The 11,449-nt window shown below is 69.7% G+C and carries 13 protein-coding genes and 1 pseudogene; 7 read left to right on the top strand and 7 right to left on the bottom strand.

The features are described from left to right. Window positions 1-93 precede the first annotated feature (93 nt). Entirely contained in the window at window positions 94-1,536 is a 1,443-nt protein-coding gene (locus ACK4TT_RS16325) for a PLP-dependent aminotransferase family protein (RefSeq protein ID WP_410213424.1), read from the bottom strand. Between the two features lie 64 nt (window positions 1,537-1,600). Here ACK4TT_RS16325 and ACK4TT_RS16320 point away from each other — a divergent pair, with 64 nt between their 5' ends. Continuing rightward, window positions 1,601-2,209: a YczE/YyaS/YitT family protein gene (locus tag ACK4TT_RS16320; protein WP_409642219.1), complete on the top strand. Its 609-nt coding sequence runs from the start codon at window positions 1,601-1,603 to the stop codon at window positions 2,207-2,209. Between the two features lie 138 nt (window positions 2,210-2,347). Next, window positions 2,348-3,820, top strand: coding sequence for a sigma-54-dependent transcriptional regulator (locus tag ACK4TT_RS16315; RefSeq protein WP_410213423.1), 1,473 nt, complete (start codon window positions 2,348-2,350; stop codon window positions 3,818-3,820). A 14-nt stretch (window positions 3,821-3,834) separates the two neighbouring features. On the opposite strand, the gene ACK4TT_RS16310 is transcribed toward ACK4TT_RS16315, so the two are convergent. Then, window positions 3,835-4,185, bottom strand: coding sequence for a hypothetical protein (locus ACK4TT_RS16310; RefSeq protein ID WP_410213422.1), 351 nt, complete (start codon window positions 4,183-4,185; stop codon window positions 3,835-3,837). Further along, window positions 4,182-4,451: a DUF2312 domain-containing protein gene (locus ACK4TT_RS16305; protein ID WP_293480974.1), complete on the bottom strand. Its 270-nt coding sequence runs from the start codon at window positions 4,449-4,451 to the stop codon at window positions 4,182-4,184. The genes ACK4TT_RS16310 and ACK4TT_RS16305 overlap by 4 nt, the downstream gene beginning before the upstream one ends. Before the next feature lie 131 nt (window positions 4,452-4,582). Here ACK4TT_RS16305 and folE point away from each other — a divergent pair, with 131 nt between their 5' ends. Continuing rightward, window positions 4,583-5,170 (top strand): GTP cyclohydrolase I FolE, encoded by a 588-nt coding sequence (gene folE / locus ACK4TT_RS16300; protein WP_409642228.1) that lies wholly within the window; start codon window positions 4,583-4,585, stop codon window positions 5,168-5,170. Between the two features lie 3 nt (window positions 5,171-5,173). On the opposite strand, the gene ACK4TT_RS16295 is transcribed toward folE, so the two are convergent. Together ACK4TT_RS16295 and ykgO are read right to left on the bottom strand one after the other, a co-directional pair. After that, on the bottom strand, window positions 5,174-5,776 hold the full coding sequence (locus tag ACK4TT_RS16295; protein WP_409642230.1) for an HAD family hydrolase: 603 nt from the start codon (window positions 5,774-5,776) through the stop codon (window positions 5,174-5,176). A gap of 15 nt (window positions 5,777-5,791) precedes the next feature. Next, window positions 5,792-5,917, bottom strand: coding sequence for a type B 50S ribosomal protein L36 (gene ykgO / locus ACK4TT_RS16290; protein ID WP_111513452.1), 126 nt, complete (start codon window positions 5,915-5,917; stop codon window positions 5,792-5,794). A 131-nt stretch (window positions 5,918-6,048) separates the two neighbouring features. Here ykgO and ACK4TT_RS16285 point away from each other — a divergent pair, with 131 nt between their 5' ends. Next, a complete protein-coding gene (locus tag ACK4TT_RS16285) occupies window positions 6,049-7,335 on the top strand; it encodes a lytic murein transglycosylase (RefSeq protein ID WP_410213421.1) in 1,287 nt (428 codons plus the stop codon). 32 nt (window positions 7,336-7,367) lie between these two features. On the opposite strand, the gene ACK4TT_RS16280 is transcribed toward ACK4TT_RS16285, so the two are convergent. Together ACK4TT_RS16280 and ACK4TT_RS16275 are read right to left on the bottom strand one after the other, a co-directional pair. Then, window positions 7,368-7,754: a GxxExxY protein gene (locus tag ACK4TT_RS16280; protein ID WP_410213420.1), complete on the bottom strand. Its 387-nt coding sequence runs from the start codon at window positions 7,752-7,754 to the stop codon at window positions 7,368-7,370. An 87-nt stretch (window positions 7,755-7,841) separates the two neighbouring features. Then, window positions 7,842-9,158 carry an MFS transporter gene (locus ACK4TT_RS16275; RefSeq protein ID WP_409642239.1) on the bottom strand — a complete coding sequence of 439 codons (1,317 nt, stop codon included), beginning with the start codon at window positions 9,156-9,158 and terminating at the stop codon, window positions 7,842-7,844. A gap of 105 nt (window positions 9,159-9,263) precedes the next feature. Here ACK4TT_RS16275 and motA point away from each other — a divergent pair, with 105 nt between their 5' ends. The 3 genes and pseudogenes from motA to ACK4TT_RS16260 all read left to right on the top strand — a co-directional run. Continuing rightward, on the top strand, window positions 9,264-10,133 hold the full coding sequence (gene motA / locus ACK4TT_RS16270; protein WP_409642242.1) for a flagellar motor stator protein MotA: 870 nt from the start codon (window positions 9,264-9,266) through the stop codon (window positions 10,131-10,133). 159 nt (window positions 10,134-10,292) lie between these two features. Further along, window positions 10,293-10,562 (top strand): hypothetical protein, encoded by a 270-nt coding sequence (locus ACK4TT_RS16265; protein WP_409642245.1) that lies wholly within the window; start codon window positions 10,293-10,295, stop codon window positions 10,560-10,562. 143 nt (window positions 10,563-10,705) lie between these two features. After that, window positions 10,706-11,326: pseudogene (locus ACK4TT_RS16260) on the top strand (IS1595 family transposase); the annotation flags it as partial. Between the last annotated feature and the right edge of the window lie 123 nt (window positions 11,327-11,449).

The raw sequence follows: 11,449 nt of genomic DNA, 5'->3' as shown, positions 1-11,449 counted from the left end.
CCGATGGCCGCTTCTGGACGCGCGGCCTTGGGCGGCACTATGCGCGCGATCGCGCCCCGGGCAAGCGTGCCCCGGCGTCACCCTGGCGGCTGGTCACACCACCGCGCCGGCGGACGCCCGCGCCCCCGCCGCGGCGGTGGGGCGGAGGCGGGCATAGGCCATGGCCAGGCGGTCCATGGCCTCGCCCATCTGTTCGGGCGGCAGGGTGAAGGGCAGGCGCAGGAAACGGTCGAAGGCTCCATCCAGGCCGAAGCGCGGCCCCGCGGCGACCCGGACGCCAAACCGCTCGCTGGTGGCGGCGAGCGCGCTGGACACCGGCGCGGGCAACTCGGCCCAGACCGACAGGCCGCCGGGCGGGGCCTCCAGCCGCCAGTCGGGCAGGCGCTCGGCGGCGAGGGCCAGGAGCCGGGCGCGCCGTTCGCGCAGGACCGCGCGGCGGGCCTCCAGCGCCGCTTCGTCGTCCGACAGCAGGGCGGCGGCCGCGAGCTGTTCCAGGACCGGCGTCCCCAGGTCGATGGAGGCGCGCATGGTCCCGAGCGCCGAGATCAGGTCCGCCTCGGCGCGGATCCAGCCGATCCTCAAGCCCCCCCAGAAGCTCTTGCCGGCCGAGCCCAGGCGCACGACGGCGCCCGGCGGCTCCTCGAAGCCGTAGGAGGCGCGCGGCTCGTCCAGCCACAGGTCCAGCATCGTCTCGTCGAAGACCACCAGGGTGCGGGTGCGCGCGCCGGCGGCGGCGATCGCCTCGCGGGCGGCGAAATCCATCCAGCGGCCCGTGGGGTTGTGGTAGTCGGCGATGATGTGGGCGAGCTTCGGGCCGCTCTGCTGGAAGGCGGCGCAGTAGCCCTCCACGTCCCAGCCTTCGGCCGGCAGGCTGACCGGCACCGGCCGACACGAGGCCCGAAGGATCGCGTCGATGGCGTTCGGATAGGTCGGATGGTCGATCACCACCCGGTCGCCCGGCCCCGCGCAGAGCCGCAGCATCAGGGCCCAGGCGTGCTGGGCGCCGTGGGTCACCATCACCTGGTCGGGCGTGGTGGGCAGGCCCCGGCGCGTGTAGCGGGCGGCGATCGCCTCGCGCAGGACCGTGAGGCCCACAGGCTCGTAGCCGTGGTGCGGCAGGTGCGCCGGCAGCGCCGAGAGGGCCGCGGCGTAGGCCTGGTGCACGAACTCGCCGGCCGGCATGGCCGCGGCGATCAGGTCGATCAGGCCGGGCTGGTCGGCGGGCAGCAGCGGCGAGAAGCCCCGCTGGCCCGGCCCGGCCGGCAGGCGCGTGCGCGCGCCGGCGCCCTGGCGGCTGTGCAGGAAGCCCTGTTCGCGAAGCCGCCCGAAGGCGGCGGTAACCGTCGTGCGGCTGACCTCCAGGGCGTGGGCCAGTTCGCGCTCGCCCGGCAGCACCACGTCCAGCGGCAGGCGGCCGTCCAGGATCAGCAGCCGCAGGCCGTCGGCGAGCTGGCGGTAGGCGGGACCGGCCTGCTCGCCCCGCCACGCGCCCAGGAGGCGTGTCAGGGAAGCGGCCCTTATGCGGCGCGGCGTCATGCGGCCACGCTACGAAGACTGGCCATTTTTTTCAAGGCCAGTTGCACGCACCCTTTCGGGCATGATGATCCGCCGCCTCACCCAGCTCTTCGTCGGCCTCGGCCTTTACGGCTTCTCCATGGCCCTGATGATCCGCGCCGACCTGGGCCTCGATCCCTGGGACGTGTTCCACCAGGGCCTGTCGCACCGCACGCCGCTGTCGTTCGGCCTGATCGTCTGCGCCGTGGGCGCCGCGGTGCTGCTGCTCTGGGTCCCGCTGCGCCAGCGGCCCGGGATCGGCACGGTGGCCAATGTCGTGGTCATCGGCCTGGCGGCGGACGCCAGCCTCGCCCTCCTGCCCGATTTCCAGGGCCTGCCGCTCCGGGGCGTCATGCTGGCCGCCAGCATCGTCCTGAACGGGATCGCGGGCGGCCTCTACATCGGCGCAGGGCTCGGCCCCGGCCCGCGCGACGGCCTGATGACCGGGCTCGTCCGGCGCACCGGCTGGCCCATCCGCCGGGTGCGCACCGGCATCGAGCTGGTCGTGCTGGCCTCTGGATGGCTGCTGGGCGGCACGGTGGGCCTGGGCACCGTGGCCTATGCGCTGGCCATCGGGCCGCTGGTGCAGGTCTTCCTGCCGCTGTTCACGATCCGCGAACCCGCCGGCGAGGCGGTCGCCGTCCCGGCGGAATAGGCCTGGCCGCCCCCGGCCCGCGTTAACCTCCGACTCAGGTCTCCGAAACCCCGCCTTTACCCGGCCCCTGTACCAAAGGGGGACAAACAAGAGGCTCCGTCGAGCGGGCGGGCGCCCGATATCGGTGGGTGTATTCACATGGCCAAAACGGTCCTGGTCGTCGACGACGACCCGACGCAACGCAGGTTGAGCCAGGCGGTCCTGGAGCGCGAGGGCTTCGCCGTCGTCCATGCCGAATCCGGCGACGAGGCGATCAAGCGCCTGTCGTCCGGCGCCGCCGTCGACGTGGTGCTTCTCGACCTCGTGATGCCCGGGATCTCGGGTCAGGACACCCTGGTCGAGATGCGCGCGCGCGGCTTCAACCAACCGGTCATCGTGGTCACCGCCACCGGCGGCATCGACACCGTGGTCCAGGCCATGCAGGCCGGCGCCATGGACTTCTTCGTCAAGCCGGCGGCGCCCGAGCGGATCATCGTCTCGATCCGCAACGCGCTCTCCATGGGCGCCCTGAAGGGCGAGGTGGACCGGCTCAAGAAGCACGCCAGCGGCCGGACCACCTTCGACGACCTGATCGGCGCCTCGCCGGCCATGGTCATGGTCAAGCGCCTGGGCGAGCGCGCCGCCAAGTCGGGCATCCCCATCCTGATCACCGGCGAGAGCGGGGTCGGCAAGGAGGTGATCGCGCGCGCCGTCCACGGCTCGTCCGACCGCGCCGGCAAGCCGTTCGTGGCCGTCAACTGCGGCGCCATCCCCGAGAACCTCGTGGAGTCGATCCTGTTCGGCCACGAGAAGGGCAGCTTCACCGGCGCCACCGACAAGCATCTGGGCAAGTTCCAGGAAGCCAACGGCGGCACCCTGTTCCTGGACGAGGTGGGCGAGCTTCCCCTCGACATGCAGGTCAAGCTGCTGCGCGCCCTGCAGGAGAGCGAGATCGACCCGATCGGCTCCAAGCGCTCGATCAAGGTCGACGTGCGCATCGTCTCGGCCACCAACCGCGACCTGTCGAACGCCGTGGCCGAGGGCCGCTTCCGCGAGGACCTCTACTACCGGCTGAACGTCTTCCCGATCGAGGCCCCCGCCCTGCGCGAGCGCAAGGAGGACATCCCGGCCCTGGTCGACGCCTTCATCCGGCGCTTCAATGTCGAGGAGGGCAAGGCCGTGGTGGGCGCCGCCCCCGAGACCCTGGCCTGCCTGACCGCCTTCGACTGGCCCGGCAACGTCCGACAGCTCGAAAACGCGGTCTACCGCGCCATCGTGCTCGCCGACGCCCCCTACCTGCAGCCGCACGACTTCCCGGCCATCTCGGGCGTCGCCGCCCCGCCCCCCGAGGCGCTGAGCACGCCGATGCCGGTGCCGTCGGCCGCGGAACTCGCCGCCGCCCTGCCCATGCCGGAGAGCCCCGTGCGCATCCTCGACCACAAGGGTCACATCCGGCCGCTGGAGGAGATCGAGCGCGACCTCATCCAGCACGCCATCGAGGTCTATTCCGGTCACATGAGCGAGGTGGCCCGCCGGCTGGGCATCGGCCGCTCGACCCTCTACCGCAAGGTCCGCGAGAACGGGCTGGAAGGCCTGGTGAAGGGCGGCGAGGCCGAAGAGGCGGCGGCTTAGATCTCCTCTCCCCTCTAGGCTTCGCCTGGGGGAGAGGGTTTTCCGCGGCGCCTGAACGGCTTCCGCTTCAGATCCTTCTTCCCGCCGTCAGTCCCCTTGGCCGCCTTGGCGGCGATCTCCTTGAGCTTGACGGTCTGCATGACCGACAGCGCCTCGCCCGGCGCGCCCTTCTCGGGGTCGCCGAAGGCGCGGCCGTAGGTCTTCACGCGGTCGGCGACGCTGCCCAGGAACTCGCCCTCCCACTCGGAGAGGGGCACGCCGGCCTTGTCGGCGGCGCGGCGGGCGCGTTTCAGGGCGTTGAGGGCGGCGCGCTTGGCTGCCGCCTTGCGGGCCTCGAAGGGCGAGACGGGCGGCTTGCGCCTCAAATCTCTCCGATCGCCGAGAGGTAGAGGTCGAGGATGGCCTCTTCCTCCTGCCGCTTGGCGCGGTCCTGCTTGCGGATGCGGATGACCTTGCGAAGCACCTTCACGTCGAAGCCGTTGCCCTTGGCCTCGGCGAAGACCTCCTTGATCTGCTCGGCGATCTCGGCCTTCTCCTGCTCGAGGCGTTCGACGCGCTCGATGATGCTCTTGAGCTGCCCCTGGGCGGTGGCGTTCAGCACGTCGGAGTGGGCGGAAGCGTCGTCGGCCATGGGAAAAGCTCTACCGGGTTCGGGGATGATCGTGAAGCCGTGCGTCTTAGCCGCCCGCGACGGGGCTGTCATCGGACCATGAACCTCGACTAGAACCCGACGTTGAGACGCAACGACGCGGAGGGTCCCGGATGTCGGACGAGAAGCAGCGCCCCACCGAGGCCGAAGCCCTGGCGGCGGTCCGGACCCTGATCGAATGGGCCGGGGACGACCCCGACCGCGAGGGCCTGCTGGACACGCCCCGCCGGGTCATCAAGGCCTACCGCGAGCTCTTCGCCGGCTACGAAAGCGACCCGCGCGAGTACCTGAAGCGGACCTTCGAGGAGGTCGGCGGCTACGACGAGCTGGTCATCCTGAAGGACATCCGGGTGGTCAGCTTCTGCGAGCACCACATGCTGCCCTTCCTGGGCAAGGCGCACGTGGGCTACCTGCCGTCGAACCGGGTGGTGGGCATCTCCAAGCTGGCCCGGGTGGTGCACGGCTTCGCCCGGCGCCTGCAGATCCAGGAGAAGCTGACGGCCGAGATCGCCGAGGCCATACAGGACATCCTCCAGCCCAAGGGCGTGGGCGTGGTGATCGTCTCCGAGCACTCGTGCATGACCATGCGCGGCGTGAACACGCCAGGCTCCCGGCTCACCACCAGCCACCTTCTGGGCGAAGTCCGCGACGACCCGCGCACGCGGACCGAGTTCTTCGAGCTGGTGCGTAACGGCGGGTGACCGTCAGAGCAGCCCCCGCGCCTCCAGGGCGGGCCTGAGCGCCGCCGGATCGGTGAAGTGGTGGACGTCGAAGCCCAGGCCCTGCGCCGCCTCGATGTTCCTGGCGCTGTCGTCCACGAACAGGAAGTCCCCTGGCGCCAGGCCGAACCGGTCGCAGACCAGATGGAAGATCTCGGGCTGCGGCTTGATCACGCCCTCGAGGCCCGAGGCGACGACGCCGGCCAGGCGGCCGAACGCCGGGCTCATGGCGAGCGTCGAGTCGAGGGTCTCGTGGGAGATGTTCGAGAGGCCGTACTGGGGCACGTCGCGCGCGTGCAGGTCCTCGATGACGGCCTCTGTCTCGGCGATGGGGCCCGAGAACATCTCGTCCCAGCGCTCACGCCAGGCGTGGATCGCGTCGTGATGGTGGGGATGGACGGCGGCCAGCCGGGCGCAGTTCTCGGCGAAGGAGAGGCCGCGGTCCGTCTCGAGGTGCCACGCCATGGTGCACACCTCGGACAGGAACCGGTCCCGTTCGACCGGATCGGGAAAGATCTTGGCGTAGAGCGTGCGCGGGTCCCAGCGCACGATGACGTTGCCGAAGTCCCAGAGGAGAGCCTTCGGCATCGCGCGGGCGGGCTCTTAGCCCTGCTTGGCCTTAAAGCGCGGGTCGGTCTTGTTGATGATGTAGACCCGGCCCTTGCGGCGCACGAGCTTGCAGTCGCGGTGACGCGTCTTGAGCGACTTGAGCGAGCTTCTGACCTTCATGACCGTAACATCTGAGGGCCGGGGTGCGGCCGGGGTTTCAACAAGAGCGGGCGCATATACGGGGACAGGCGCCTTTCGTCAACCTGACGGCGTTGTGATTGGGGCCGACCACGACGCGGACTAGATATCCCATGATGCGCCGTCGCCACCTTCTTCTCCTCTATGTCCTGGCCGGTTGCGCCAGCCCGCCCAGGCCCGCGCCGCCCGTGAGCCACGTCCCGCCGCCCGCCGCCACCGCGCCGGCGCCGCCGCCGGTCGTGTCGGTGAAACCGCCCACGGCCTCGGGCGACATGATCTTCGACGCCTGGGCCGCCGAGTTCCAGGGCCGGGCGCTCGCCGCGGGCATCCGGCCCGACGTGCTGGAGCGCGAGATGGCGGGCCTGACGCCCGATTCCAAGATCGCCGCGCTGGACAGCCGCCAGCCGGAATTCTCCAGGCCCGTCAGCGCCTACATCAAGGGCGTGGTGACCCCCGACCGCGCCGCCCTGGCCACGAGCCGCCGCGACATGGCCGAGTTCGACGCCATCGAGGCCCGCTACGGCGTGCCGCGCGAGATCCTGATGGGGGTCTGGGCGCTGGAGAGCGGCTTCGGCGCCATCCAGGGCGACTATGACGTGATCCGCTCGCTGGCGACGCTGTCCGCCCAGGGGCGGCGCCGGGACTGGGCCGAGGGCGAGCTGATCGCCGCGCTCAAGATCATCCAGTCCGGCGAGCATCCGCGCGCGCAGCTTCGCGGCTCATGGGCCGGGGCCATGGGCCAGACCCAGTTCATCCCGTCCACCTTCCTCTCGACCGCCGTGGACCACGACGGCGACGGCCGCCGCGACATCTGGCGCAACCGGGCCGATGCGCTCGCCTCGGCCGCCAACCTGCTGGCCAAGGGCGGCTGGGTGCGGGGCCAGAGCTGGGCCCGCGAGGTCACCGTCCCCGCCGGCTTCGACTTCAGCCTCACCGAGGGGCCGAAGCTGACGCCCGACCAATGGGCGCAGATGGGCGTCGTGCGCGCCGACGGCCTGCCCTGGACCGAAGCCGACCGCACGGCCCAGGCTCAGCTCTCGGCCCCCGCCGGCGCGGCCGGGCCGCTCTTCCTGCTGTTCCCGAACCACTTCGCGATCCGCAAGTACAACAACAGCCTGGCCTATGCGCTGGGCGTGGGCCTGCTGGCTGACAGCTTCTCGGGCGCCGGCGGGCTGACGCGGCCCTGGCCGCAGGAGCAGCCGCTGTCCCTGGTCGACCGCATGACCGCCCAGCGCGCGCTGGCGGCCCTGGGCTTCGATCCGGGCGCCCCGGACGGGGTGGTGGGCATGAACACGCGCACCGCGCTGCGCGCCTGGCAGAAGGCCCGCGGCCTCACCGCCGACGGCTACCTCTCGCCCGACATGGTCCGGCGCCTGAAAGCCGAGGCAGGCGCGAGTTAGAGAACCACTGAAGTCACTGAAAACACAGAAGCTCAGAGCGCGAAGCGCTCGATCTCCATGCGCGGCGTCGCGCCGAAATTAAGCAGCAGGCCGGGCTTCATGCCGGATGCGCGGAGATAGTTGATGGTTTGGGCCCGATGCTCGGGCGCAAGGCCGCGGGCCGCCTTCAGCTCAAGGATGATGCTTCCGAAGCAGACGAAGTCGGCGACGTAGGTGTCTCGCAGGGGTCGGCCCGCATAGCTCAACCGAAGGGGCTTGAACGCCTCAAAGGCAATGCCGCGCCGTTCGAACTCAATCGCCAAGCATTCCTGATAGACGCCCTCGAGAAATCCCGGACCCATCGTTCGATAGACGTCGAACGCCGCCCCGCGGATGCGGAAGGTCTCGCCGCTGTAAAGATAGGCGTCGCCATCATCCATGCGATCAGCCTACGCCGAACGCACATCCAGAACAAGTCGGGAACAAACGTTCCGGACTTCAGTGTTTTCAGTGTTTTCCGTGGTTTCTTAAGGGCCGCCGCCCTCGTCGCTCTTCTCCAGCGTGGCCGCCGTCGCGGCCTCGCGAGTGGCGGGCTCGGGGTCGGCGTTGCGGAGCTGGGCGTTGCGGAACGCGTAGACGAGCAGCCCCGCCATCAGGCTGGCGTTCAGCAGGAAGGGCGCGGGCCCGAAGTGCTCGTAGAGCCAGACGAAGAGCGGCGCGAGGACCACGTTGATGCCGTTCACCGCCGCGATCGCGCCGGCCACCCGGGCCTGCTCGTCCATGCCCACGGCGATCGAGGAGCCGGCGGTGAACCCCGGCCGGGCGAAGCCGAAGCCCAGGCTGGAGATCGCATAGCCCGCCACCACCACATAATAGTCGGGCGCCAGGGCCACGATCAGATTGCCCAGCGCCGCCACCGCCACGCCCCAGCGCAGGAGCTGGCGCGGGGTCATCTCGAACATGCGGATGATGCCCCACTGGGCGAGCAGGCCCGCCACCGCGCCGAACATCATGGCGATGGCGATGAAGTACTGGGCCTGGGCCGGCGACATGGCGAGCTTGTCGATGATCAGGAAGCCCAGGGTCTGGGCCTGGGCCGTCTGGCAACTCGCGACGACGAAACCGTAGAGCAGGAAGGGCGTGATCCGCGGATCGCGCCACATGGGCCGCGCCTTCGGCGCGCCGGCCACGACCGGCCTGCGCGGGCGGCGGGCCTCCTCCGGCAAGGGCGTCTCGGGCAGGTAGCGCCAGACGACGAACAGCATGGCCGCCGCAATCAGGGCGAAGGTGAACAGCGGCCCGGCCAGTCCCAGCACGGGATAGATGAACAGCGGCGCCAGGAACGGGCCGATCACGGTGCCCAGGCCGAAGGCTCCGGCCAGGCTGGCCATGGCCTGGGTGCGGTTCTCGGGCGAGGTGCGCTCGGCCACATAGGCCTGGGTCGCCGGGTTCGAGGCCGCTCCGAACAGGCCGAACAGCGCCCGGGCCAGCAGGAAGAAGGCGAAGATCATCAGCGGCGGGGCCATCTGGCGCAGGCCCGCGCTGACCACCAGGCCGCACATGATCATCGAGATCATGAAGCCCGAGAGGCCCACCATCATCAGCGGCTTGCGCCCGTAACGGTCCGAGGCCCGGGCCCACCAGGGCGAGGACACCGCCCAGAGCACGGCCGACAGCGAGAAGATCGCCGCCACCATGGGATCGGGGATGCCGATCGAGCGGCCGATGGCCGGCAGGACCGAGATCAGGCCGGTGTTGCCGAGCGCCGTCGCCAGCGAGACGCAGAAGATGATGACGAAGGGACGCCGGGACAGGCCCCCCTCTGCGGGCGCGGTGCTGGGCATGACAGCCTTCGCTTAAGCCGTGCCGCCGCGACAGCGCAAACCGAAAGCCGCTCACGGCCCATTAAACATTAACGGCCATCCTCTCCGGCGCGTTCGGGGGACTCCATGTTTCAGATCGTCGGTATCGTGCTGCTGTTCGGCCTCGTGTTCGGCAGCTTCATCATCTCGGGCGGGAACATGGGCGTCATCCTGCACGCCCTGCCCCACGAGATGATGGCCATCGGCGGCGCGGGCGTGGCCAGCTTCCTGATCGCCAACTCCATGCCGGTCATCAAGGGCACCGGCGGGGGTCTCGCCAAGGTGTTCGCGGGTCCGAAGTGGAAGGCCGCCGACTACCGCGACCTGCTCGCCCTGCTCTTCCTGCTGACCAAGACGATGAAGTCCAAGGGCGTCATCGCCCTGGAAAGCCACATCGAGAACCCGCACGAGAGCACGATCTTCAACCGCTTCCCGAAGATCATGAAGGATCACTTCGCCACCGACTTCATCTGCGACACCCTGCGGATGATGACCATGAACCTGGAGGACCCTCACCAGGTCGAGGACGCGATGGAGAAGCAGCTCGAAAAGCACCATCACGAGGCGCTGGCGCCCAGCCACGCCCTGCAGAGCCTGGCCGACGCGCTCCCGGCGCTCGGCATCGTGGCCGCCGTGCTGGGGGTGATCAAGACCATGGGCTCGATCACCGAGCCGCCCGAAGTGCTGGGCGAGATGATCGGTTCGGCCCTCGTCGGCACCTTCCTGGGCGTGTTCCTGGCCTATGGCCTGGTCGGTCCCATGGCCACGCGCCTGAAGGAGATCGTCGACGAGGAAGGCGCCTTCTACCGGATCATCCAGTCGGTCCTGGTCGCGCACCTCCATGGCAACGCCGCCCAGATCTCGGTGGAGATCGGCCGCGGCAACGTGCCCTCGGGCGCTCAGCCCAGCTTCCTCGAGCTGGAAGAGGCCCTTCAGAACATTCCCGCCGAGGCCTGATCGGCCTCTCGGGCGAGCCCCCTCAAAAGTGAATAAACGGATCACGAGTCCGTGATTTTTCGCCTTGCCGAGCGTGCCCGGGCGGGCGTATTCCTCGGCTGCGCCGCGGGCTGCCTTGGCAGTCGCTGCCGGTGTGACACTCCAAAGAGGACTAGGGACATGACCAACGAAATGCTCCGCAAGCTGCTCGTCGCCGGCGCCGCCGTCGCCGCCATGAGCGTCGCCGCCTGCTCGAAGCCGGAAGAGAAGACCGAAGCCGCTCCGGAAGCCGCTGCTGAAGCTCCGGCCGCCCCGGCCGCCGACGCCGCCGCCGCGACCGACGCCGCCGCCACCGACGCCGCCGCCGCCGCCGAAGGCGCCGCCGCTGCTCCGGCCGCCGACGCCGCTGCTCCGGCCGCTCCGGCCGCTGCCCCGGCCGAGAAGCACTAAGCTTCTCCACGCGATTTCGCGTAAAGCGGAGGGGCGCCCCCGGGGGGGGCCCGTTTATTTTGGCGTTATTATACAATCCGTACCCAAAAGCTTGACAAGGCGCTGACTCTTATGGGATTCTGCCCATCAGAAGGAGCAACCCCGTGTCCGTCCTGTCCGCAAAGCACTTCCACGACGAGCGAGCCGCCTACCGGTTCGTGGAAGCGCACGTGTGGCCGGACGGTCCCGTGTGCCCGCACTGCGGCGGCTTCGAGCGGATCGGCGAACTGAAGGGCAAGAGCACCCGCCTCGGCGTTCGCAAGTGCTACGACTGCCGCAAGCCGTTCACGGTGAAGGTGGGAACGATCTTCGAGGCCAGCAACGTCAAGATGCACCTGTGGCTTCAGGCGATGTTCCTGCTGTGCTCCAGCAAGAAGGGCATCAGCGCGAACCAGCTTCACCGGACCCTAGGCGTGACGCTCAAGACGGCGTGGTTCATGGCCCATCGCATCCGCGAGGCGATGCGTTCCGGGGACCTCGCGCCCTTTGGCGTGGGCGGCGGCGCCGTCGAAGTAGACGAGACCTATATCGGCCGCGAGCCCGGCAAGCCGGTGAAGCGCGCCTTCCACCACAAGATGAAGGTGCTGACCCTGGTGGACCGCAACAGCGGTCGCGCCCGGAGCATGGTCGTGGACAACATTCGCCCTGCCACCATCGCCCCCATCGTGCTGGACAACCTGCATCGGGAGGCCCGCCTTATGACCGACGAAGCCGGCCACTACCTAGCTGTGAGGTGCCAATAGGTTGTCCATCCGGTCCGGACCGGGAAGGCTGGTGTTGCGAAGACTCAGCTGATCTCAGGGGACCGGATGAACCTGCATAGGAATGCCCGCACGACGCCGGCCAGT

Source organism: Phenylobacterium sp., from assembly GCF_046463815.1.
GTDB lineage: Bacteria > Pseudomonadota > Alphaproteobacteria > Caulobacterales > Caulobacteraceae > Phenylobacterium.
Note: the sequence above shows the minus strand (reverse complement) of the source record. Positions and strands in the feature narration are given on the sequence as shown.